General features: G+C 66.6%; 23 protein-coding genes and 1 pseudogene. 16 read left to right on the top strand and 8 right to left on the bottom strand.

Annotated elements, in window-relative coordinates; genetic code table 11:
- Position 1 precedes the first annotated feature (1 nt).
- The 7 genes and pseudogenes from DIE03_RS26625 to DIE03_RS39085 all read left to right on the top strand — a co-directional run.
- Positions 2-2,032, top strand: a complete 2,031-nt coding sequence (locus tag DIE03_RS26625) for a sigma-54-dependent Fis family transcriptional regulator (RefSeq protein WP_124455284.1) — start codon at positions 2-4, stop codon at positions 2,030-2,032.
- 312 nt (positions 2,033-2,344) lie between these two features.
- On the top strand, positions 2,345-2,419 hold the full coding sequence (gene pqqA / locus DIE03_RS26615; protein ID WP_006485436.1) for a pyrroloquinoline quinone precursor peptide PqqA: 75 nt from the start codon (positions 2,345-2,347) through the stop codon (positions 2,417-2,419).
- A gap of 61 nt (positions 2,420-2,480) precedes the next feature.
- Positions 2,481-3,404: a pyrroloquinoline quinone biosynthesis protein PqqB gene (gene pqqB / locus DIE03_RS26610; RefSeq protein WP_124455282.1), complete on the top strand. Its 924-nt coding sequence runs from the start codon at positions 2,481-2,483 to the stop codon at positions 3,402-3,404.
- A gap of 2 nt (positions 3,405-3,406) precedes the next feature.
- Complete coding sequence (gene pqqC / locus DIE03_RS26605) at positions 3,407-4,126, top strand: pyrroloquinoline-quinone synthase PqqC (RefSeq protein WP_124455281.1); 720 nt, start codon at positions 3,407-3,409, stop codon at positions 4,124-4,126.
- Positions 4,123-4,404 carry a pyrroloquinoline quinone biosynthesis peptide chaperone PqqD gene (pqqD, locus tag DIE03_RS26600; protein ID WP_124455280.1) on the top strand — a complete coding sequence of 94 codons (282 nt, stop codon included), beginning with the start codon at positions 4,123-4,125 and terminating at the stop codon, positions 4,402-4,404. Before pqqC ends, pqqD begins: the two co-directional genes overlap by 4 nt.
- 1 nt (position 4,405) lies before the next feature.
- The gene (gene pqqE / locus DIE03_RS26595) at positions 4,406-5,545 is read left to right on the top strand and encodes a pyrroloquinoline quinone biosynthesis protein PqqE (protein ID WP_124455279.1); all 1,140 of its coding nucleotides are present in this window, start codon (positions 4,406-4,408) and stop codon (positions 5,543-5,545) included.
- Between the two features lie 70 nt (positions 5,546-5,615).
- Positions 5,616-5,714 (top strand): annotated as a pseudogene (locus tag DIE03_RS39085) (energy transducer TonB); the annotation flags it as partial.
- Positions 5,715-5,804: 90 nt separating this feature from the next.
- Here DIE03_RS39085 and DIE03_RS26585 read toward each other — a convergent pair.
- Positions 5,805-6,143, bottom strand: a complete 339-nt coding sequence (locus DIE03_RS26585; RefSeq protein ID WP_059239146.1) for a helix-turn-helix transcriptional regulator — start codon at positions 6,141-6,143, stop codon at positions 5,805-5,807.
- A gap of 78 nt (positions 6,144-6,221) precedes the next feature.
- Here DIE03_RS26585 and DIE03_RS26580 point away from each other — a divergent pair, with 78 nt between their 5' ends.
- Both DIE03_RS26580 and DIE03_RS26575 read left to right on the top strand, forming a co-directional pair.
- On the top strand, positions 6,222-7,121 hold the full coding sequence (locus DIE03_RS26580; RefSeq protein ID WP_124455278.1) for a hypothetical protein: 900 nt from the start codon (positions 6,222-6,224) through the stop codon (positions 7,119-7,121).
- A 207-nt stretch (positions 7,122-7,328) separates the two neighbouring features.
- A complete protein-coding gene (locus DIE03_RS26575) occupies positions 7,329-7,559 on the top strand; it encodes a hypothetical protein (RefSeq protein ID WP_124455277.1) in 231 nt (76 codons plus the stop codon).
- A 157-nt stretch (positions 7,560-7,716) separates the two neighbouring features.
- Here the strand turns inward: DIE03_RS26575 and DIE03_RS26570 are convergent, their stop codons facing one another.
- The 4 genes from DIE03_RS26570 to DIE03_RS26555 all read right to left on the bottom strand — a co-directional run bounded on the left by DIE03_RS26570 (position 7,717) and on the right by DIE03_RS26555 (position 10,784).
- Positions 7,717-8,595, bottom strand: a complete 879-nt coding sequence (locus DIE03_RS26570; RefSeq protein ID WP_185658225.1) for an alpha/beta hydrolase family protein — start codon at positions 8,593-8,595, stop codon at positions 7,717-7,719.
- 110 nt (positions 8,596-8,705) lie between these two features.
- On the bottom strand, positions 8,706-9,446 hold the full coding sequence (locus tag DIE03_RS26565; RefSeq protein WP_124455275.1) for an alpha/beta fold hydrolase: 741 nt from the start codon (positions 9,444-9,446) through the stop codon (positions 8,706-8,708).
- Positions 9,443-10,249 (bottom strand): DinB family protein, encoded by an 807-nt coding sequence (locus DIE03_RS26560; protein WP_124455274.1) that lies wholly within the window; start codon positions 10,247-10,249, stop codon positions 9,443-9,445. Before DIE03_RS26560 ends, DIE03_RS26565 begins: the two co-directional genes overlap by 4 nt.
- Before the next feature lie 103 nt (positions 10,250-10,352).
- Positions 10,353-10,784 (bottom strand): YciI family protein, encoded by a 432-nt coding sequence (locus tag DIE03_RS26555; RefSeq protein WP_124455273.1) that lies wholly within the window; start codon positions 10,782-10,784, stop codon positions 10,353-10,355.
- A gap of 209 nt (positions 10,785-10,993) precedes the next feature.
- Between DIE03_RS26555 and DIE03_RS26550 the strand changes: the two genes are divergently transcribed.
- Complete coding sequence (locus tag DIE03_RS26550) at positions 10,994-11,224, top strand: hypothetical protein (protein ID WP_012339508.1); 231 nt, start codon at positions 10,994-10,996, stop codon at positions 11,222-11,224.
- Between the two features lie 190 nt (positions 11,225-11,414).
- Here the strand turns inward: DIE03_RS26550 and DIE03_RS26545 are convergent, their stop codons facing one another.
- The 3 genes from DIE03_RS26545 to DIE03_RS26535 form a co-directional block, all read right to left on the bottom strand.
- Positions 11,415-12,839 (bottom strand): MFS transporter, encoded by a 1,425-nt coding sequence (locus DIE03_RS26545; RefSeq protein ID WP_124455272.1) that lies wholly within the window; start codon positions 12,837-12,839, stop codon positions 11,415-11,417.
- A 151-nt stretch (positions 12,840-12,990) separates the two neighbouring features.
- The gene (locus DIE03_RS26540; protein ID WP_059239178.1) at positions 12,991-13,752 is read right to left on the bottom strand and encodes an ABC transporter permease; all 762 of its coding nucleotides are present in this window, start codon (positions 13,750-13,752) and stop codon (positions 12,991-12,993) included.
- Positions 13,753-13,755: 3 nt separating this feature from the next.
- Positions 13,756-14,700, bottom strand: a complete 945-nt coding sequence (locus tag DIE03_RS26535) for an ABC transporter ATP-binding protein (protein ID WP_124455271.1) — start codon at positions 14,698-14,700, stop codon at positions 13,756-13,758.
- A gap of 423 nt (positions 14,701-15,123) precedes the next feature.
- On the opposite strand from DIE03_RS26535, the gene DIE03_RS26525 reads away from it, so the two are divergent.
- From DIE03_RS26525 to DIE03_RS26500, 6 genes are all read left to right on the top strand, one after another.
- Positions 15,124-15,420: a cupin domain-containing protein gene (locus tag DIE03_RS26525; RefSeq protein WP_124455270.1), complete on the top strand. Its 297-nt coding sequence runs from the start codon at positions 15,124-15,126 to the stop codon at positions 15,418-15,420.
- A gap of 618 nt (positions 15,421-16,038) precedes the next feature.
- A complete protein-coding gene (locus DIE03_RS26520) occupies positions 16,039-17,652 on the top strand; it encodes a DUF2957 domain-containing protein (protein ID WP_124455269.1) in 1,614 nt (537 codons plus the stop codon).
- Between the two features lie 71 nt (positions 17,653-17,723).
- Entirely contained in the window at positions 17,724-18,977 is a 1,254-nt protein-coding gene (locus DIE03_RS26515) for a DUF2957 domain-containing protein (RefSeq protein ID WP_124455268.1), read from the top strand.
- A 73-nt stretch (positions 18,978-19,050) separates the two neighbouring features.
- Positions 19,051-19,875, top strand: a complete 825-nt coding sequence (locus DIE03_RS26510) for an OmpW family protein (protein ID WP_124455267.1) — start codon at positions 19,051-19,053, stop codon at positions 19,873-19,875.
- Positions 19,876-19,996: 121 nt separating this feature from the next.
- Entirely contained in the window at positions 19,997-20,500 is a 504-nt protein-coding gene (locus DIE03_RS26505; RefSeq protein WP_124455266.1) for an activator protein, read from the top strand.
- Positions 20,501-20,681: 181 nt separating this feature from the next.
- Positions 20,682-21,185 carry an activator protein gene (locus DIE03_RS26500; RefSeq protein WP_124455265.1) on the top strand — a complete coding sequence of 168 codons (504 nt, stop codon included), beginning with the start codon at positions 20,682-20,684 and terminating at the stop codon, positions 21,183-21,185.
- Positions 21,186-21,337 lie beyond the last annotated feature (152 nt).

Below are 21,337 nucleotides of genomic sequence, written 5' to 3'. Positions count from 1 at the left end.
AATGCGCGATGACGTAGAGCAGGCGGCCGGGTCACGGGCCGCGCATCCCGCAGGCTGGCCCGCGCCGTCGATCCAGAAGGCTCACGAGCGCTCAGAGACGTTCGGCCTGCAGGTCTCGGCACGGCCCGACTACGACGTGCTGTCGAACTCGGCGCTGGTGCTGAAGCGCGAGCAGAGCCGGGTGCTGTGCGTGCACGCGATGCCGGTGATGGAGACGCTGCACGAGCAGATCGTCAATACGCAGAGCATGATCGTGCTGACCGATGCGGAAGGGCTGATCCTGCATTCGATCGGCGACGACGATTTCCTGCGCCGCGCGGAGAAGGTCGCGCTGCGCCCGGGCGCGAACTGGGCGGAGAATCGGCAGGGCACCAACGCGATCGGCACGGCGCTGGCCGAGCTGTGCCCGATGGTCGTCCACGGCGACCAGCACTTCCTGGCCGCGAACCGCTTCCTGACCTGTTCGAGCGTACCGATCCTCGATCCGTACGGCGACGCGATCGGCGTGCTCGACGTGACGGGCGACCACCGCAGCTATCACCAGCACACGATGGCGCTCGCGAAGATGTCGGTGCAGATGATCGAGAATCATCTGTTTACGACGACCTTCCAGGAAACGCTGCAGGTGTCGTTCCACGGACGCCCCGAGTTCCTCGGCACGCTGATGGAGGGGATCGTCGCGTTCACCGCCGACGGGCGCTTCCTGTCGGCCAACCGCAGTGCGCAGTTCCAGCTCGGCATGCCGCTCGCCGCGCTGCGCGCGCACACGCTGTCGTCGCTGTTCGACATCACCAGTGCGCAGCTGATCGACCGCATGCGCGCGAGCACCGACCGGCACCTGATGCTGAATCTCGTCAACGGTGCGGTGGTCTGCGCGCGCGTGCACTTTCGCCGCTCGACGCTCGCCGAAGGCAGCCGGCCGACGGACGTCCACGCTGCGGCGGCGCCGGCCGCACGCGCGAACGCGGTGCCCGCACCGGCTGCAGGCACGTCGGCCGGCCTGTCGCGGCTCAACTATCTCGACACCGGCGATGCGCAGGTCGCGTGCGTGATCGCGAAGGTGCGCAAGGTGATCGGCAAGGACATCCCGATCCTGATCACCGGCGAGACCGGCACCGGCAAGGAGCTGCTCGCGCAGGCGATCCACAACGACTCGCCGCGGCGCGACGCCCCGTTCGTCGCGGTCAACTGCGCGTCGATTCCGGAGACGCTGATCGAATCCGAGCTGTTCGGCTACGAGGAGGGCGCCTTCACCGGTGCGCGCCGCAAGGGGGCGATCGGCAAGCTGCTCCAGGCGAACGGCGGCACGCTGTTTCTCGACGAGATCGGCGACATGCCGTATCCGCTGCAGGTGCGACTGCTGCGCGTGCTGCAGGAGCGCCTCGTCAACCCGCTCGGGTCGACGAAGACGATCGCCGTGGACATCGCGATCATCTGCGCGACGCACCGCGATCTGCGCGACATGATCGCGCAGAACCGTTTTCGCGAGGATCTCTACTACCGGCTGAACGGCCTCGTGGTGCGCCTGCCGCCGTTGCGCGACCGCACGGATCTCGCGGTCGTCGTGCAGAAGATGCTGCAACGGGAAGCGTTCGCGGACCCGGGCCGGCCGCCGCTGTCCGTCGCACCGGACGTGATGGCGCTGTTCGTGCGCTGCACGTGGCCGGGCAATTTCCGCCAGCTCGGCAACCTGCTGCGCACGGCGGCGGCCATGGTCGACGACGATGGCGAAATCCGGCGCGAGCACCTGCCCGACGACTTCTTCGACGACCTGCGGCGCGGCGATGCGCCGGCTGCACAGGTTATCCCCGATTCGGCCGCCGCGGCGAGCGCCGGGCCCTGCGTCGCGGACGCGCTGCCGCTCGCCGACGCGCGCCTGCAGGACGTCGCCGCGTCCGCGATCGCCGCCGCGCTCGCGCGTCATGGCGGCAACGTGTCCGCCGCGGCGCGCGCGCTCGGCGTCTCGCGCAACACGATCTACCGGAAGATGCCGGCCGCCGACGCGGGGCGCCATCCGTCGGACGAGAGCTGACGCGCTCGTCGCGCCGTGCGCGACCTGTCACAGCCGGTGTGTCAAGTTGCAACACCGGTGTTCAACGATTCAACACCTGTCACCACTCGCGGACATCCTGCCGCCGGGGTGGCGAACCGCATTCGCGCGAATCTCGTAGGCTGTTCGTAAGGAATGCGTCCCGATGCCCGGATGAGGGCCGTCTACCGCCGCGGCGCGGCGAATGTACGGCTTCGGCACGCTCCTTGCTGAAGAGGAACCGACCGCTCGATTGCCGCGGTTGTTCGATTCATCCAGCAACGCATCAATCATCAACTCGACAGGAGACACACCATGCAGTGGACGACACCGTCTTACACCGACCTGCGCTTCGGCTTCGAAATCACGATGTACATCGCCAACCGCTGATCGCCGTGCGTGCCGCCCGTTTCGCCGTGGTCGGCGCGGGCGGCCTCGGGAGCTGACGCCCATGAAGATCAAGATACTCGGCTCGGGAGCCGGCGGCGGGCTGCCGCAATGGAACTGCAATTGCGCGAACTGCCGCCGTGCGCGCAGCGGAAGCGGCCACGTGCTGCCTCGCACGCAGTCGTCGATCGCGGTCAGCGACGACGGCATCGACTGGGTCCTCGTCAACGCGTCGCCCGACATTCTTTCCCAGTTGCGCGCGGATCCGGACCTGCAGCCGGCGCGCGCGATCCGCGACAGCGGCATCGCCGCCGTCGTGCTGTGCGACGCGCAGATCGATCACGTGACGGGCCTGCTCATGCTGCGCGAGCGCTCGACGCCGCTGCCGCTCTACGCGAGCGCGCCGGTGCTCGACGACCTGTCGACCGGCTTGCCGCTCGTGCCGCTGCTCGACCATTACTGCGGCGTCGCCGCGCACATGATCGTGCCCGGCGAGCCGTTTGCGGTGCCGGCGGCGAACGGGATCCGTTTCACCGCGATCGCCGTCGACAGCAAGCCGCCGCCGTATTCGCCGCGGCGCGCGTCGGCCGCGCCCGGCGACAACATCGCGCTGTCGATCGAAGACGTCGCGAGCGGGCGGCGCGCGTTCTATGCGCCGGGGCTCGCGTCGGTTACCGACGACGTACGCGCGGCCATGGACGGCGCCGATCTCGTGCTGGTGGACGGCACGTTCTGGACCGGAACCGAGATGATCGATCTCGGCCTGTCGGGCAAGCACGCGGCCGACATGGGGCATCTCGCGCAGTGCGCGGAACACGGGCGGCCCGGCATGATCGACTGGCTCGACAGGCTGCCCGCGCGGACGCGCAAGGTGCTCACGCACATCAACAACACGAACCCGATTCTCGATCCGCATTCCGTCGAGCACGCGCACCTGCGCGCGCATGGCATCGACGTCGCACACGACGGCATGCAATTCCAGGTCTGACGATGAACGCACCGATCCCCGCTACGGCGTTGCACGCGACGCCCTGGACCGCGACCGAATTCGAGGCGCGCCTGCGTGCGCTCGAATCGCGCTATCACATCCATCATCCGTTCAACCGGCGGCTCAACAGCGGCGCCTGTTCGCCCACGCAGATCCGCGGCTGGGTCGCGAACCGCTTCTACTATCAGATCTGCATCCCGCTCAAGGATGCGGCGATCCTGTCGAACTGTCCCGATCGCGATACGCGGCGCCGCTGGATTCAACGGCTGATCGACCACGACGGGCAGGGCGACAACGAAGGCGGCATCGAGGCGTGGGTGCGGCTCGGCGAGGCCTGCGGCCTCGCGCGTGCCGAACTGTGGTCGCTCGAACACGTGCTGCCCGGCGTGCGTTTCGCGGTGGATGCGTACGTGAATTTCGCGCGGCGCGCACCCTGGCAGGAAGCCGTGTGCTCGTCGCTGACCGAGATGTTCGCGCCGCAGATCCATCTCGACCGGCTCGCGGGCTGGCCGTCGCATTACCCGTGGATCGAGCCGGCCGGGCTGCATTACTTCCGCAGCCGCGTGCCGCTCGCGCAGCGCGACGTCGAGCATGGGCTCGCGGTCACGCTGGAGCATTTCACGACACCGGAGGCGCAGCAGCGCGCGCTCGGCATTCTGCAATTCAAGCTCGACATTCTATGGTCGATGCTCGACGCCGTCGAAAAGGCCTACCCGTTATGAACGCGATCGAAGCCGCCAGCGGCGTGCCGCTGCGTCCCTGCCTCAGGGGCATGTACCGCCTGCAATGGGAGGTGGCCCAGGATGCGTACGTGCTCCTCTATCCGGAGGGCATGGTCAAGCTCAACCCCAGTGCGGGCGAGATTCTCGCGCGCTGCGACGGCACGCGCGAACTGGACGACATCATCGGCGAACTCGAGCGCCTGTTCATGCAATCGGATCTCGCGACCGACGTCTACCGCTTTCTCGATCATGCGCGACTGCGCGGCTGGCTGGACTGACATGGCGCCCGACACTTCCCGTCCGTCCGCGCCGCTGTGGCTGCTCGCGGAACTCACGTACCGCTGCCCGCTGCACTGCGCGTTCTGCTACAACCCGGTCGACTTCGCGACGCACGGTGCGGAACTCGACACCGACGCATGGCGCACGGTCATCAGCGATGCGCGTGCGCTCGGCGCCGCGCAAATCGGCTTCTCGGGCGGCGAGCCGCTGCAGCGCGGCGATCTCGAGGCGCTCGTCGCGCATGCGCGCGGGCTCGGCTTCTATACGAACCTGATCACGTCGGGCATCGGGCTGAACGTCGCGCGCATCGAGCGGCTCAAGGCCGCCGGGCTCGACCACATCCAGTTGTCGCTGCAGGATTCGACGCGCGAGCTGAACGATTTCCTGACCAGCACGCGCACGTTCGAACTGAAGCGCGACGTGGCGCGGCTGATCAAGGCACACGGCTACCCGATGGTGCTCAACTGCGTGCTGCATCGCTACAACCTGCCGCACGTCGGGCAAATCATCGAGATGGCGCTCGATCTCGGCGCCGATTATCTGGAACTCGCGAACACGCAGTACTACGGCTGGGCCATGCTCAATCGCGACCAGTTGATGCCGACCGTCGAGCAGGTGCGCGAGGCCGAGGACACGGTCAACCGCTATCGCAAGCTGATCGGCGAGCGCTGCAAGATCCTGTTCGTCGTGCCCGACTATTTCGAGCGCCGCCCGAAGGCGTGCATGAACGGCTGGGGCTCGGTGTTTCTCGGCGTCGCGCCGGACGGCACCGCGCTGCCGTGTCATGCCGCGCGGTCGCTGCCGGGGCTCGCGTTGCCGAACGTGCGTGACCGGTCGCTGCGGGACATCTGGTACGACAGCGACGCGTTCAACGCGTTTCGCGGCGACGACTGGATGCGCGAGCCGTGTCGCACATGCGACGAGCGGCATGCGGATCACGGCGGTTGCCGGTGCCAAGCATACCTGCTGGCCGGCGACCCGAACGAGGCCGATCCGGTGTGCACGAAGTCCGCCCATCACGACCAGGTCGAACAGGCCGTGCAATTCGCGCGACTTCGCGCGCCGCGCGACGAACAGCCGCTGGTCTTTCGCAGCAGGGAGAATTCGCTCGCGCAATGCGGCGCAGCGTGCGACGGCTGACGGGGTGCGGTGAACACCGCGACGGGGAAGAGCGAGGCGATCGATACGCAATCCTCTTCATGCCGTTCTCGTGGTGGGCCGGATTGTCGCCGCGCGCGTCGTGACCGGCAGCGGCTATCCGCGTCTCGATGCGGCGGCGCGCGACGCGGTGCTGGCGAGCCGCTGCACTGCGCATGTAGAGCACGGCGCGCCGTCGCCGATGCGGGCGCGCGTGCCGATCGCGTTCAATCGCGATGAAGGACCGGGCACGTCGCCGCCATCACCCGTCATCCGCCTTCGCCTGCAAATCCTTCAACCCCTGAATCACGACCAGCAGCGCGCGCCCGTGCTCGTCCGACCCGTCCCATGCGTCGACGATCGCGTCGCGCAGCAGGTCGTTATAGCGGCGGCGCGACGGCTCCGTATCGACACCATAAAAACTGCATAGCTTAGTGAATGGCGCGCTGCGGCGCAGCCGCCGCCCGTTCGACAGTCTCAGGCGCGATACGGTCGGCTGGCTGACCCCGGAAAGTCGCGCTATTTCGCTGGACGAGCGTGTATCTGCCATCAAGCGGCGCAACAGGTCTTGAACGGGAAAATCTTGGTCCGGGGCTTCCATGCGATGCATTATACCTATACAGTTACGGCTGTTGAATGGGCTTGCTGTCACCGGCGAGGCTGTATCCCGAGAAAGTTGATGACACTGAAACACCTCCCACCCACGTTCTGCTGGACCAAGATCGGTACCGAGTCCGGCGAGGAACTGCCGACCGTCGTGCTCCGCAAGGAATGGGAACGCAGGCTCGGGGGCGGGCGTTTTCTGTGGGGCATCAACCAGCCGCTCGGCAGCAGCGCGCAAGTCGCCGCGCATCGCACGGGCTCGCTGCTCGCGTTGTTTTCGCCGGTCGCATCGCGCCCGCGCGCAGGCGAGCGCAAGGACGCGCTGTTGTGGAACGCGTGGGTCGACGCGAGCGGGCAGGTGCGGCCGTTGCCGCCGCATACGTTCATCGCCAGCCGCGCGACGTTGCCGTCGGGCCGGCGTCGCGAACAGCACTACGCACTCGTGTGTGCGTCATCCACCGCGCTGACGGTCGGCACGCAGTTGCGCGTGTTTCCCGATCATCTGCGCAGCGTGAGCACCGGCAAGCCGCTCGGCGCCGCACAAGGTGCGGCCGTGGTCGATTGCGTCGGGCGCGCGAAGGAGCAGACGGGCAAGAGCTATCCGCTCGCGCTGTCGGTCGAGCTCGAAGCACCGTATTTCGTGCGGCTCGCGCAGCCGTGTGTACTGAAGGCGCGCGATCTCGCGGAAGTGAACAAGGCCACGCGTGCAGGCGATTTCGATCGCTTCGTCGAACTCGTCGCGCGCCTGCGCGGCCGGTCGCCGACCGACGCCGTGCGCGGCGTCACGCGCGATCTGTTCGACATGCCGCCGATCGAAACGGCGGCCGCGTATGTTGCGCCCACGCATGTCGCGCGCTTGCGCAACCGGCCGGCGGCCGAGCATCCGCGCGATCGCACCGGCGACCTGTTCGACCTGTCGCCGGGCGAGGCGGCTGCATTCGCGGGGCTTGCGCATCCACGCATCGGGCGCGCGTGATGAACCGCGCGACGCAGGTCGCGCAAGAATTTGTTGCAATCTCGCCGTAGCGGATCGGCGAGCGCGGAGGGACAATCGGCACGAAGCGCGCCGCGCGGCGGCCGATGCGTCGACACTCGATGGGTCGTGGTTCACGCCGCCGACATGCGCGCCACGCACACTGAGCGTCGGCGTGCTTCACACTGCAATCCTGAGGGAGGAGTGTCGATGTCGACCCACATCTGTTCGCGGGAAGCGCAGGCCGCACAGCGCTTCGTCGAAGCCACGCGCAACGTCGATCAGGCGTTTCGCGCGGTCCGCGGCGAAAGCGACGACGACGGCTCGTCGGCCGAATACGCACGCGCGATGTCGCGGCTCGATCGCGCACTCGACGAGCTGGCGCGTGCGCAGGAATTCTTCGATCGCGTCGTCGGCGCAGGCGCTACGCACGGCAACTGACCGATTCGTCGTTCCGCTTTTTCGCGCGTCTGGCGGCGCGCGTTCATCTTCTTGCCGGGTACGCATGCCCGGCATGCCGGTTCATTGTCCTGTTTCGATTTTCGACGTCAGACCTTGCCGCCTTCGGCCCGATGCCCGAAGCCGCCTTGGACGCGCATCAGCCTGCGCGCGTCATGTCCGGTGCGGAAGGTGCGGCACGGTATGCGTAGCCGCGATGCTGGAACGACGTCGCGAAGAACCGCATCTGGTAGCGGATCGCGTTCGCCCAGTAATCCCACGTATGACCGCCGGGGCGTTCCGTGTAGTCGTGCGGCACGCCGAGCGCGAGAAGCCGTTCGTGAAGCGTGCGGTTCGAGCCGACGAACGAATCGTCGCGGCCGCAATCGATCGTCAGGTCGAGATGCGCACGCACGAACGCGCGCGCGCTTTCGACGATCACGTTGCGGTTCCAGAACGACGGATGACGGTCGGGATCGCCGAACACGTGGGCGATGCCGGGCTCGTCCGTGCAGCAGCGCGGATCGACCGCGCCGCTGATGCTGCCGACCGCGCCGAACGTGTCGGGCCGGTCGAGCGCGATGCGCAGTGCGCCGAAGCCGCCCATGCTGAGCCCGGTGATCGCGCGCGCGTGCTGCGTCGCGATCGTGCGGAAGTGCAGATCGACGTAGGACACGACTTCATCGCCGATGAAGGTTTCGTAGCGGCTGCCCGAATCGAACGGGCTGTCGATGTACCAGCTTTCGTGCCCACCGTCAGGCATCACGAGGATCACGTGATAGCGGTCGGCGAGCGCGGCGATGCGCGTGTTCGACGTCCAGTCGGTATGGTCGCCGCCCGAGCCGTGCAGCAGATAGACGACCGGATAGCGTTCGTCGCCGCGGTTGCCGCGCGCGTAATCGTCGGGCAGCACGACCGTCGCCTTCAGCGTCTCGCTCATTGCGGCGCTCGGGATCGCGACGACCCGCGCATGAAACGCGAAGGCAGGGCTCGCGACGGCCAGCAGCAGAAGCAGCCAGAAAGTACGTGCCAGGTGCATCGATCCGTGCATGTGTCGACCCAGTCCGGCGCCGGACGCCGGGAAAACCCTGTTCCGACGACTCTAGCAACCGCGCCTTTCAACCATATTTCGGCGAATCCTACGGGTTGTCAGGCAGGCGGCTTGCATACGATGCGCTCGATGGCGGCGCGAAACGCATCGGGCCGTTCGGTCGCGATCAGGTGCCCGCAGCCTGCGATCGTCTCGAAGCCGGCGCAGCGCGCGAGTGCCCGGTCGGGCACGTGCCAGCCGGCACGCGAGCGTTCGCCGGCGATCAGCCAGACAGGGTGGCGCTCGAAGACTTGCGCGAGTGCCTGCAGGTAGCCCGGTTCGCCGGTCGTCGCGACGACCGAGCGGCCCATCGCGCGCAGCGTCGATGCCGGCTGATGCGCGAGCCAGCGGCGTGCGTCGTCGAGCTGGCCCGGCGACGGCGCGTCGATCGCGCCGCGCAGCCAGTCGAGCGGGGCGGCGCGCAAGCCGTCGAGCATCGCGTCGGCTTCGCCGGGTGTCATGCGGCCGACCGAGGCCGACCAGAACGCATCGTCGAGCGTGAAGTTGCCTTCGACGTTAACGACGTGCCGCACGCGCTCAGGGTGGGCATGCGCGAACAGCATCGCGACCGCGCCGCCGACCGAGTGGCCGACGATATCGACCGGCCGCGCGCCGAAGTGCGCGTCGACGGTTTGCCGCACATGTTCGACCTGTGCGGCGAGCGTGATCGTGTCGAACGGCGCCGCGCGATGCGCGCCGTAGCCGAGCAGGTCGGGCGCGAGATGCGGGCCGCTCCAGCCGCGCACGTCGAACGTGCCGATGAAACCGTGGATGAAGATGACGGGCGTGGGCAGGGTCATTCGGCGTGGGCTGAAGGAAGCGGCGGCAATTCGAGTTCGGCGAGCAGTTCGTCGAGTTCGAGCACGTGCGTGCGGTCGTGGTCGAGCAGTTCGCGTACGAGTTCGTCGAGCGACATGCGGCGGATGCCGTCGCGCAGCCCGCAACGTGCGAGCTGCGACGGGTCCAGTGCGGCGGCGGTGGCGCATAGCGCGGCGCGGCACGCGCGGAATGCGTCGACGGCAGACGCGAGCGGCTGCGCAAGGTAGTCGCGCTGCGCGGCGAGCGCGGTGCCGTCGATCGAGTCGATCACGGGCAGCTCGGCCGTGCGCACGGTGTCGATGCGTTCGGCGAATACCGCATCGAGGTCGCGCAAATGGCACGCATGCTCGACGAGCGAGAAGCCGGTGCCGGCCGGGCGGCGCGTGGCCAGCGCGGCCGGTACGTGCGCGGCGTAGGCGGCGAGCCTCTCGGGCATGCGCGCCAGCGCGGCGACGACATCGGCGAATGGCAGCCGATGCGGAAATGCACTGAACACCGCGCCATAGCTGAACAGCGCACCGCCGAGCCGCCCGCGCGCCTGCACGACCTCGTGGCCGTGGCGGCGCATGACTTCCGCGACCATCGCGCCGCAGAACTGGCGGGCCGTCGTGTCGGCTTCGATTTCGGGGAACGTGCGCGCGATCTCGTCCTGGATCGCGCCGATCGCGGCGACGCCGACGCGCGACAGCGCCGCGAACTCGAGATAGCGCTCGGGCTGTTCGATCAGTGCTTCGAGCTGGACGCCGAGCGCGGTCGTGCGGAAACGGTCGAAACGGGAATGCATGACGAATGGGTGGCGCTTGGTAACGTATCAAAACGATACGTTACTAAACTGGCGCTCGTCAACCGGTTCGTCCGGGCGCGCGCGGCTTGCTTTTGCCCACCGCTCAAGGCTTCTGCCGCGTGTCGGCTTGCGCGCTCAGCCGCGCCTTCTGCGCCTGCAGTTCGGCCGTGAATGCCGGGCTGAAATCCTCGGCCTCGAACAGCGGGCGGATTTCGATGTCGGAGTCGACCGGCATCGGGTTCGGGCAGCGCTTCACCCATTCGACGGCTTCTTCCATCGATTTCACCTGCCACAGCCAGTAGCCGGCGATGAGTTCCTTCGTTTCGGCGAACGGACCGTCGATGACGGAGCGGTTCTCGCCGGAAAAATGGACGCGCTTGCCGCGCATGCTCGGGTGCAAGCCATCAGCCGCGAGCAGGATGCCGGCTTCCGCCAGCGCTTCGTTGAAACGGCCCATTTCGGCCATGCATTGGGTGTCCGGCATCCGGCCGGATTCGGACTCGGCGGTGGCTTTGACGATGACCATGACGCGCATTGTCGTATCTCCTGAATAATGAATCGGGGGGAACCGTCGGCCGTCGCGACGGCAAAACGACCGGTTACGACAACACGACGCGCGGGAATGGCGCGAATCGACAGCACGCGCGAAGAATTTTCGGTGACGGGCGAGCCGGCGGGCGCCGCCGCGGAGCGCGCCGCCAAAACTGGTATGCTGATCCTCACCACGTTGACGCGGAGGGTGCCATGGCTGCTAAGGAAGTCTCGAAGAAGAAGTACCTGAAAATCCTGAACAAACGGCTGCGTGCGGAACCGGCAGCGCCGGCCGGCGCGTCGTTTGTGTTTTTCCCGCTGGGCGCGAAGGCGAAGCATGCGACGGGTGTCGTGTCCGGCGACGCGCGCAGCAAGCGCGAACTGGCCGTGATGGCCGCGGTCCAGCGCAAGGCGGCCGAAGAGTTCGTCGTCGCCGGCGCCTGACCGGCACCGGCTGAGCCACCATTGGATAGCCGCCGCCGCGGCTTGCGCGACGGCGGCTTCGCGGCGTGCGATCGCACCGTCGAGCACGCGCGGGATGTCGTGCATGATCGGCCGGCCGCGCATCGGCAGGATGCGCAGCGGCCTGGAACGGCGCTGAACGCCGTCCCGGCCTGCAAGTGACTTCCGCCGGTCAGGACAGCTTGTCCGCTGCCGCCGCCGGATACCGGCCGTTGCCGCCCGTCTCGTCGCCTGCCGCCAGTTGTTCCAGCGCGAGGCCCTTCGTCTCGATCCCGAGCGTCCACACGGCGATCGCCGCCGCGATGAACGACAGCGCGCCGAGCGTGAACACGCCGCCCTGGCCGAACACCGGCAGCACGACACCGACCACGTAAGGCCCGATCAGCGAGCCGATGCGCCCGATCGCCGACGCGAAGCCCGACCCCGTCGCGCGCGCGCCGGTGCCGTACAGCTCGGGCGTGTACGTGTACAGCGCGGCCCACATCCCGAACAGGAAGAACTGCATCGCGAGGCCCGTGACGATCAGCAGCGTCGTGCTGCCGCCGTACAGCGCGCTCTGGCCGTACGCATACGCCATCGCGCCGCCGCCGATCAGCGACGCGATGCAGGTCGGCTTGCGCCCCCAGCGTTCGACGAGCCACGCGGCGCACAGGAAGCCCGGCACGCCGCCGAGCGAGATCAGCACCGTGTAGAACACCGATTTCGTGACCTCGAAGCCCGCTTGCTGCAGCAGCGCGCCGAGCCATGACGTGAGGCCGTAGAAGCCGAGCAGTGCGAAGAACCACAGCAGCCAAACCATCACCGTGCGACGGCGGTACACGCCGCTCCAGATCTCGCGCAGCGCGCCGTGGCCGCGTGCCGCGACCGGCTCCGCGAGCCGCGACGGCGGCGGCAGCGTCGTGACGCCGGCCGAGCGCATCACCTTCGCCTCGATCGTGTGCATCACCGTATCGGCTTCCGCGTGCCGGCCCGCATGTTCCAGCCAGCGCGGCGATTCGGGCACGATGCGGCGCACGACGAGCACGAACACCGCGGGAATCGCGAGCAGCGCGAATACGGTGCGCCAGCCGAACTGCGGCAGCACGAAGTAGGCGACGATGCCGGCCGTGATGAAGCCGAGCGGCCAGAAACCGTCCATCAGCGCGATCAGGCGGCCGCGCTTCTCGGTTGGCACGAACTCGGACAGCAGCGTCTGCGCGACCGGGAACTCCATCCCCATCCCGATGCCGAGCAGCACGCGGTAGACGATCAGCGCGTCGACGCTCTGCGCGGTCGAGCACAGGTACGACGCGGCGCCCCACAGCACCATGCTCCACTGGAACACGGGCCGGCGGCCGAAGCGGTCGGCGAGCAGGCCGGCCACGGCCGCGCCGAGCACCATCCCGAAGAAGCTCGCGCTCGCGACGAGGCCGGCGGCCGCGGTCGACAGTCCGAACTCCTTGCGGATCGAGCCGAGCACGAACGTCATCGTGCCGAGGTCGACCGAGTCGAAGAAGAACGCGATCGCGATGATGAAGAAGATGCGCTTGTGATAGCCGGAGAACGGCAGGCGTTCGAGCCGGGCAGCGGCGGAGGCGGGAGCGGTGGCGGCGGGCATGGCGTCCTCTGAAATGAAAAAGGGGCCGCGCAGCGCATGCTCCAGGGCCCCGATGCTTCACATTCAGTAGACGCGACCACAAACTGCCGCATCAGAGGAAAAACGCCGCCTGCTTGCCCAAATGCGTCATCGGCGGGCGGCGCGTGCCACGTCAGTTCTTCAGCTTGTAGCCGGTGCGGAACATCCACGCGACGATCGCGAGCAGGATCACGAGGAACAGCCCGGTCGCGGCGAGGCTGATCCACACGTGCACGTCGGCGAGCCCGTAGAACGACCAGCGGAAGCCGCTGATCAGGTAGACGATCGGGTTGAACAGCGTGATCACGCGCCACGCGGGCGGCAGCATGTCGACCGAATAGAAGCTGCCGCCGAGGAACGTGAGCGGCGTGATGATCAACAGCGGCACGAGCTGCAGCTTCTCGAAGCTGTCGGCCCAGATGCCGATCACGAAGCCGAACAGGCTGAACGTGATCGCCGTCAGCACCAGGAACAGCACCATCCAGAACGGATGCAGGATGTGCAGCGGCACGAACAGGCCGGCCGTGGCGAGGATGATCACGCCGAGCAGCATCGACTTCGACGCGGCCGCGCCGACGTAGGCGATCACGATCTCCCAGTACGACACGGGCGCGGACAGGATCTCGTAGATCGTGCCCGTGAAGCGCGGGAAGTAGATGCCGAACGACGCGTTCGAGATGCTCTGCGACAGCAGCGACAGCATCACGAGGCCCGGCACGATGAACGATCCGTAGCCGATGCCGTTCACGTCGCTGATGCGCGAGCCGATCGCGGAGCCGAACACGACGAAATACAGCGACGTCGAAATCACCGGCGCGATGATGCTCTGCATCAGCGTGCGGCGCGTGCGGGCCATTTCTGCGCGGTAGATCGCGCGGATTCCATGCCAGTTCATGGGTCAGGCTCCTTGCACGCCGTTGCGGCGGTTGTCGATCAGGCTGACGAAGATGTCTTCGAGCGAGCTCTGCGTCGTGTGCAGGTCGCGGAAGCCGATGCCGGCCGAGCCGAGCGCGTTGATCAGCTTCGCGATGCTCGCGTCGTCGCGCTGCGAGTCGTACGTGTAGACGAGCGCGGCGCCGTCGTCCGCGCGTTCGAGCCCGAACGGCACGAGCGCGGGCGGCACGTCCGCGAGCGGGTGCTCGAGCTGCACGGTCAGCTGCTTCTTGCCGAGCTTGCGCATCAGCTCGCGCTTCTCCTCGACGAGCACGAGCTCGCCGCCGAGGATGATGCCGATCCGGTCGGCCATCTCCTCGGCTTCCTCGATGTAGTGCGTGGTCAGCAGGATCGTCACGCCGCTTTCGCGCAGCGAATCGACGAGCTTCCACATGTCGCGGCGCAACTCGACGTCGACGCCGGCCGTCGGCTCGTCGAGGAACAGGATGCGCGGCTCGTGCGACAGCGCTTTCGCGATCATCACGCGGCGCTTCATGCCGCCCGACAGCGTCATCAGCTTGTTGTCGCGCTTGTCCCATAGCGACAGCGCCTTCAGCGTCTTCTCGATGTACGCAGGATCGGGCGCCTTGCCGAACAGCCCGCGGCTGAACGACACGGTCGCCCAGACGGTCTCGAACGCGTCGGTGGTCAGCTCCTGCGGCACGAGGCCGATCATTTCGCGGGCCGCGCGGTATTGATCGCGGATGTCGTGGCCGCCGACCGTCACGCGGCCTTCGGTCGGCGTGACGATGCCGCAGATCGAGCCGATCAGCGTGGTCTTGCCGGCGCCGTTCGGCCCGAGCAGCGCGAAGATCTCGCCGGGGCGGATGTCGAGGGTCACGTGCTTCAGCGCCTGGAAGCCGGACGCGTAAGTCTTGGAGAGATCGGAGACGGAAAGGATCGGTTGCATGCTCACGGATGGCACGGCCGGCCGGCGCGACGCGGTGCGCTGCGCGTGCCCGGTGCCGCCGCCGCTGGGAAGCGGCCGGGACCGGGGACGGCATGGCGAACGGGCGTCGTATCGAACGGCGTGGTGGTGCGGGATCGCGGGACCGCCATATTAGCAATCGGCAGATCGAAATGCATTCTGATGGAAAAGCCGGGTGTTGCCGGTGCCGGATTTGCGTGAGTCAAGCGCGAATTTGGCAATGAAAGATGATTTTATTTGAATCAAACGAACAATTCGGGGTATTTTCCGCGAATCGGGCCGTGACCGCGTTTCCGCGCGTGCGGCGTGCCGACTGTGCTGCCCGAACGCCGTTGCGCCGTACCGGGACGGCGCGCATCGCGCTCGCGATAATGCGTTCCTTTCATCGTTCACGGAGCGGGGCGCATGTCTTTGATCGATTTCAAGTCCGTGGCGGACGCGCAGGCCGCCGCCTGGAAATCCACGATCGTCGGCGAGGTCGGGCCGGCCCGGATCAAGGTGCTGCGCATGGATGCGCAGCCGTACGAAGCGGAAGTGCACGACTACAACGAGGGGCTGCTGGTGCTCGACGGCGTGCTGATGCTCGAAGTCGAAGCGGAAACGGTCGTGGTCGGCGCCGGGCAGATGTATCTCGCGCATGCCGGCGCGCGCCACGCGGTGCTGCCCGGCAGCCACGGCACGCTCGCGATCATCGACGTTTGAGGTTGCGCCGCAACATGCGCGCGGGCCGCTGAAGGCCGGCAGGCCTGACTCGGCGCGGATTGGCCTGCGCTGTTCAAACGCGTGTTCCACGGGTCCGGTATTTGTCTGAGCAAATAAAATGAAGGCTGTTTGAAAATCTGTTAAATACCGTACAAACGCTAGGATCGCGCGGTTTCATTCGTTTGGAACTCTGCATCCATTTACTTGTTTGAATGGTCCGATCATAGTCTCGACAAACGACGCATCACGATAACGAATCAAGCGTACGGATGGAGACCACACCATGAGACGCGTATCCGCGGGGCCAGCCGGACTGCCGTTTCCCGATTTTTCGCTGAATGCAGGCGCGACGCAGGTCGCATGCCTGCCTCGTCACTTCGCCGTGTAGCGGCGAACCACTTTCCGTTTCGATCGTTCCGACGGCGCCGTGCCGCATGACGGCGCTGCGGGAGCACGCTTGCCTGCCGCAGCGGCATGTGCCGCATCTGCCTGACCGGCATCGCGGCCGTCTTGCGTGCACCGTCATGCGCTGCGCATTCGTGCGGCGGCGCGATACCAACCGGCGGGCCATGCAGCCCGGCCGGACGAGACTTTGTCGTACCTGAAAAGGAGGGGTTGATGATTTGCATTCCTGAATGGCGGAAAGCGATCCTGTCGTGCGCGGTACTGGCGCTGCCGTTCGTCGCCGGTTGCGGCGGCGGGGATGATCCGGGGCCGATCAAGGTGCCGCAGTGCTCGGGCAGCGCATGCGGGCCGAGCGGCGCCGAAACGACGCCGCCCGTCGTGACGAAGCTGTGTCCTGACGCGCTCGATTACACGACGACGTATACGGGCGGCGCCGGCAGCGGCGAGTACGTGAAGGTGAAATTCGACACGACGAAGCTCACCTATCAGATGCAGTTCCTCGAATCGTCGGTGCCGACGTCGGCGGGGCAAGTCAACAATACCCGCGCGGGCCTGACGATCAGCGGCGCATTCCATCATCCGACCACGCTCCCGACCGCCGAGCAGAACCGATGCGCGTTCGTGCTCGACAGCGGCGCAACGAGCGACGGTACGTATGCGGTGACGATCAATCGTGCGGATCCGCCGATGCTGTTCGTCGGCAATGGCGTGGTGGGCGGCGGGATTCCTGGGGCGACGATCGCGTTCGCCGGGATCGAACCGTTCCCGGGCTTCGTGCTTGGCGTCGTGCCGTCGCGCACATTCGATTTCTACCCGTTCATCGGCTTCACGCAAACGGAAACCGATTTCACGCAGGTCGCGGGCAACTACAACGAAGTGGGGATTCACCTGTCGCCTGTCGGCGGCAGCGCCCAGAGCAGTGCCGGGGCGGCGGGCTGGGAGCCCGACGTTGTCAACTGGAACCAGACCTTCAATGCGGACGGTTCGTGCACGATCACGCCGAATAGCGATTACTCGTGCCAGACTACCGGATCGCCGTGGACATTGCGCAAGAACGCGGACGGTTCGGCCGACAACGTGTTCGTGAGCAACGCGGTGCCGAACCAGTTCGGTACGGTCGTGTATCCGGTGGCCGGGCAGGCGCCGGGCATCGTGATCGCGACGCCGAGCCAGGCGAAGGGGATCATGATCGTCGGCAAGCTGAACGGTGTGCGGGTGCCGATCGTGATTCGGGTCGGTTACACGCATGTCGATTCGAGCAATGCGCTCGCATCGGTCGCCGATGCCGAAGTCGGGATCTCGATGCTCTCGTCGACGACCGCCATCGCGGCCAACTCGTTGAAGGGCGGCTTCATCGGCGCAACGAGCGCATCCGCCTGCGGTATCGTGGCGCCCAGCACCGCGACTTTCGCGATCGCCAACTCGGGCCCGAGCTTCAACAACAACGTGCCGCACCCGGATCTGCCCGGTAGCTTCAACGGCACGTTCTTCCTGGCGCAGGCGGGTAGTTGCAACGACGGCACCGCGGTATCGACGATGTCCGCGAACTACACGTCCACGCTGTTCCAGGGCAGCACCGCGGCCTTCATCGATCCGCAGACGTCGTCGGTGACCTCGCAGTTCGGGCTCGACTACACCCAGGCGACGCCCGGCAAGATCAAGGTCACGGCCACGCAGGACTTCAACGCGAAGGGCTCGAACGGCAATGTGGCGATCTTCAAGAAGGGCGATACGGGCTGGGTCGTGACGGCCGGCAATGTCTACGCGATGGTCGTCAACAACAGCCAGGTCAACCCGTTCTTCACGGTCGGCGCGTTCGTCCAGTAACCCTGCATTGAACACGTAACACCGGCGGCGCATGCGTCGCTGCCGGCGAATCGAATTTCAAGAGGATTCCTATGAATTTGAAGAAATGGATGGTCGCGGCGTCGCTCGCGCCCGTGCTGGCAGCATGCGGCGGAGATGGCGACCCGCCGCCCGCGCCGGTGGTCCGGCTGTGCCCGCAGACGATCGACTACAACACGGTGTTCGTCGGCGGGTCGGGGTCGGGCGAGCTCGTGAAGGTGCAGCTCGACACGACGAAGATGACGTACCGGATGACCTACCTCGCTTCGCCGGTACCGACCACCACGGGCACCGTGCAGCCGACGCGCGATACGGCGCCCGCGAATGTGGTCGACGGCACGCTGGCCGACGAAACGGGGCTGCCGACGGTCAAGCTGAACCAGTGCACGTTCCGGATGCAGAACGCGAGTCTCGACCCGACCCGGCCCGCGCGGCTGTTTCTCGGCGAAGGCGTGCTGGGCGGCGCGATTCCGGGCGCGACGATCCAGTTCAACGGTGTGATCGGCGTCGGCAAGATTCCGCAGACGACGTTCCCGTACTACCCGTTCATCAGCTTCTCGTCGCTCGAAACCGACCTGACGAAGATCGCCGGCACGTACAACCAGCTCGGCTATCACCAGGTGCCGTCGCAGAGCTTCCAGCCGGTGGCGCTCGACCAGCAGGTAACGATCAACGCGGACGGCAGCTATGTCGAGACCGACAACTTCGGCAAGAAGAACGGCGGGCAGCCGCTTGCATCGAGCGCGACCGTGAACCAGCCGTTCACGCTGCGTCCCGACGCGCCGGCATTCCAGTCGCTCAACTACCAGCCGCAGATTCCGCCGACGCTCGCGGCGCTCGATCCGGCGAAGGCCGGCAAGGGGATCCTGATCGTCGGCAAGCTGCGCAACCAGCTCGTGCCGATCTTCATCCGCACCGGCGCTGCGAACGCGGACCTCACGCAAGGCCCGCCGAGCGCGGACGACGAATCGGGCATCTCGTTCCTGAGCCCGCAGACGGCGATCACGCAAGGCTCGCAGGACGGCGAGTACACGGGCGTCGACAGCGCGTTCAACTACCGCGCGACCGCGCTCGTCGGCGCACAGGCCACGCTGCTCGATCCATTCAACGCGTCGCAGGCCGCGCTCACGCGCGCGCTGAACCTCGACTACACGCAGAAGGTGCCGGGCATCGTGACGACCGTGCATGCGGATGCGGCGTCGGGGCCGGCAACCGGCAAGTTCGCGTTCACCGGCGGCGTATTCGGGTTCCTCGACATGAACGATACGAGCAACCCGTACTTCACGGTCGGCGCATTCGTGCAGTGACGCACGCCTGGATGGAGACACGGCGGCGCCGCGCGCAGATGCACGGCGCCCCGACAGAATGAGGGGAGACTTCATGAAGAAGCTGATTGTCGCGGGTATCGTCACAGGCGTGTCGACGCTCGCATCGGCCCAGCAGGCGGGCGACAACGTCGCGACGCTGGGCTGGCTGCACATCATGCCGCAGGATTCGACCAACGGGCTGACGACGAATCTCGCGGGCATGCCGATCAACGGGCCGCTGCGCCTGCCCGGTTCGTTCACGTCGCCGGGCACGAGCCTGACGGTCAACAACGCCGACACGGTCGGCCTCACGCTCACGCACTTCTTCACCGACCACATCGCGGTGACGTCGGTGCTCGGCGTGCCGCCCGAATTCACGCTGACCGGCCATGGCGTGATCAAGCCGCCTGGCCCGGCCGGCTCCCTGGGCAACGTCGACATGGACAAGTCGGCGAACCAGCCGGCCGTGAAGAACGCGCGGCAGTGGAGCCCGACGATCATCCTGCAGTACTACTTCAATGCCCCGACGGCGAAGTTCCGCCCGTTCGTCGGGATCGGCGTGGCCTACAGCTGGTTCAGCAACATCGAACTGAACGGCAACTTCGCGAAGGACATCAACGAGAACCTCGGCAGCGTGCTCGCGGCCGGCGCCGGCAAGCCGGGCGCGACGTCGGTGGAAGGCAAGGCGTCGTCGTCGTTCACGCCGGTCTACAACGTCGGTGCGAGTTACGCGATCGACAAGCACTGGGGGCTGACGGCGACGCTGACGTACATGCCGCTGAAGACCTACTCGTCGCTCGTGATCAAGGCGGCCGACGGCTCAACGCTCGCGACCACGCGCACGAAGCTGAAGGCCGACCCGCTGATCACGTTCGTCGGGATTTCCTACAAGTTCTGAGCCGACCGGCGCGCATGACGCGTGCCGGCGGCTTCCTGCGACCGGTTGGCCGGATCGTTCCGGCCGGACGGTCGCGTTCCTGGCGGCGTGCCGCCATTTGTGAAGAGAGGGGGCAGTTCAAATGAGCATTCGCAAAATCGTATCGCTTGTTGCTGCAGTGGCTTTCACCGCGGTTTCGGCCGCGCCTGCTTTCGCTGTCACCGTTTCACGTGCCGACGGCCAGCCGATGAACCCGAACGGCGAGCCGTTCTCCGTATCGGGGCTGACCAACCTCAGCAAGGGAGCGATCAGTGCAACCTGTAACGCGACGTTCAACGGCACGATCACGTCGACCGGCATCGTCAACATCACCTCGACGCAGTTTGCCGGCGGTACCACGTGCGGTCTGATCAGCGGCACGGCAAGCAGCACGTCGCCGTGGACGGGCCAGGCCGACAGCACGACGCAGTTGTCGATCAACAACGTGCAGGTGAACGTCACGCTGCTCGGCGCATGCGGCCCGAGCAAGGTGGTGACGGCATGGAACGATGCGAACTCGTCGCTGACGTTCAATAACTCGGTCCTGACGCCTAACTGCACGGTGTCAGGCACGGTCACGACGTCGCCGAAGTTCCACGTGCAGTAAGCATCGTGGATCGAAGCGGGTGCCCGTCGCGCGCGAGGGCAGTGTGGTATGCGCGGCGGGCATTCGCGGTTTCGATGGGTTCGTGCCGTCGCGTGTATCGGCGCGGCGGCCGGATTCATTCCGCGGAGCGGTCGCGTTTCTCGGGTAAGGCCGCCAACTATCAAGAGAGAGGGCCGTACAGATGAAAATTCGTCGAATTGCATCGCTTGCTGCCGCAGTGGCATTTACCGCGGTTTCGGCTGCGCCGGCATTTGCGGTAACCGTTTCGCGCGTGGACGGCCAGCCGATGAATCCGAACGGTGAGCCGTTTTCGGCGACGGGGCTGACAGCGCTTACCATCAAGCAGATCATCGCGAACTGTACCGCGACGTTCAATGGAACGATTACGCCGGCGGGTATCGTCAATATCGCGTCGGTGCAGTTCAGCGGGGGCAGCGTGTGTCAGCTGGTCAGCGGCAGCGCCAGCGGCTCTTCGCCGTGGACAGGGCAGGTGGACAGCGCGACACAGCTTTCGGTCAACAACGCTCAGGTGGACTTCAAGGTGCTTGGAGCGTGCGGGCCGAGCAAGATCGTGGCGAAATGGAACGATTCGAATTCCTCAATGACTTTCAGCAGCGCTGAACTGACACCGGATTGCAAGTTTTCCGGCACGCTCATGGCGACGCCGAAGCTCCACGTGCAGTAAGAGCCTCGCGAATCGAAACAGGTGCCCGTTGCGCACGAGGGCCGTGCGATATGCATGGCGGACTCTTCATTTTTAGTTGCATTCGTGTCGTCGCGCGTATCGGCGCGACGGCCGGCTGGCCGCCCGCGTCGCGATCCGATCCGGGTGGACAT

This window comes from Burkholderia sp. Bp8992 (assembly GCF_003853705.1).
Lineage (GTDB): Bacteria > Pseudomonadota > Gammaproteobacteria > Burkholderiales > Burkholderiaceae > Burkholderia.
This window is presented reverse-complemented; position numbering and strand designations above follow the sequence as displayed.

What these genes read in the sequence shown, in the direction of transcription:
- DIE03_RS26625 (WP_124455284.1), top strand. Translation starts at nt 2, where the DNA reads ATGCGCGATGACGTAGAGCAGGCGGCCGGGTCACGGGCCGCGCATCCC.
- pqqB (WP_124455282.1), top strand. Translation starts at nt 2,481, where the DNA reads ATGAAGATCAAGATACTCGGCTCGGGAGCCGGCGGCGGGCTGCCGCAA.
- pqqC (WP_124455281.1), top strand. Translation starts at nt 3,407, where the DNA reads ATGAACGCACCGATCCCCGCTACGGCGTTGCACGCGACGCCCTGGACC.
- pqqD (WP_124455280.1), top strand. Translation starts at nt 4,123, where the DNA reads ATGAACGCGATCGAAGCCGCCAGCGGCGTGCCGCTGCGTCCCTGCCTC.
- pqqE (WP_124455279.1), top strand. Translation starts at nt 4,406, where the DNA reads ATGGCGCCCGACACTTCCCGTCCGTCCGCGCCGCTGTGGCTGCTCGCG.
- DIE03_RS26585 (WP_059239146.1), bottom strand. Translation starts at nt 6,143, where the DNA reads ATGGAAGCCCCGGACCAAGATTTTCCCGTTCAAGACCTGTTGCGCCGC.
- DIE03_RS26580 (WP_124455278.1), top strand. Translation starts at nt 6,222, where the DNA reads ATGACACTGAAACACCTCCCACCCACGTTCTGCTGGACCAAGATCGGT.
- DIE03_RS26575 (WP_124455277.1), top strand. Translation starts at nt 7,329, where the DNA reads ATGTCGACCCACATCTGTTCGCGGGAAGCGCAGGCCGCACAGCGCTTC.
- DIE03_RS26570 (WP_185658225.1), bottom strand. Translation starts at nt 8,595, where the DNA reads ATGCACCTGGCACGTACTTTCTGGCTGCTTCTGCTGCTGGCCGTCGCG.
- DIE03_RS26565 (WP_124455275.1), bottom strand. Translation starts at nt 9,446, where the DNA reads ATGACCCTGCCCACGCCCGTCATCTTCATCCACGGTTTCATCGGCACG.
- DIE03_RS26560 (WP_124455274.1), bottom strand. Translation starts at nt 10,249, where the DNA reads ATGCATTCCCGTTTCGACCGTTTCCGCACGACCGCGCTCGGCGTCCAG.
- DIE03_RS26555 (WP_124455273.1), bottom strand. Translation starts at nt 10,784, where the DNA reads ATGCGCGTCATGGTCATCGTCAAAGCCACCGCCGAGTCCGAATCCGGC.
- DIE03_RS26550 (WP_012339508.1), top strand. Translation starts at nt 10,994, where the DNA reads ATGGCTGCTAAGGAAGTCTCGAAGAAGAAGTACCTGAAAATCCTGAAC.
- DIE03_RS26545 (WP_124455272.1), bottom strand. Translation starts at nt 12,839, where the DNA reads ATGCCCGCCGCCACCGCTCCCGCCTCCGCCGCTGCCCGGCTCGAACGC.
- DIE03_RS26540 (WP_059239178.1), bottom strand. Translation starts at nt 13,752, where the DNA reads ATGAACTGGCATGGAATCCGCGCGATCTACCGCGCAGAAATGGCCCGC.
- DIE03_RS26535 (WP_124455271.1), bottom strand. Translation starts at nt 14,700, where the DNA reads ATGCAACCGATCCTTTCCGTCTCCGATCTCTCCAAGACTTACGCGTCC.
- DIE03_RS26525 (WP_124455270.1), top strand. Translation starts at nt 15,124, where the DNA reads ATGTCTTTGATCGATTTCAAGTCCGTGGCGGACGCGCAGGCCGCCGCC.
- DIE03_RS26520 (WP_124455269.1), top strand. Translation starts at nt 16,039, where the DNA reads ATGATTTGCATTCCTGAATGGCGGAAAGCGATCCTGTCGTGCGCGGTA.
- DIE03_RS26515 (WP_124455268.1), top strand. Translation starts at nt 17,724, where the DNA reads ATGAATTTGAAGAAATGGATGGTCGCGGCGTCGCTCGCGCCCGTGCTG.
- DIE03_RS26510 (WP_124455267.1), top strand. Translation starts at nt 19,051, where the DNA reads ATGAAGAAGCTGATTGTCGCGGGTATCGTCACAGGCGTGTCGACGCTC.
- DIE03_RS26505 (WP_124455266.1), top strand. Translation starts at nt 19,997, where the DNA reads ATGAGCATTCGCAAAATCGTATCGCTTGTTGCTGCAGTGGCTTTCACC.
- DIE03_RS26500 (WP_124455265.1), top strand. Translation starts at nt 20,682, where the DNA reads ATGAAAATTCGTCGAATTGCATCGCTTGCTGCCGCAGTGGCATTTACC.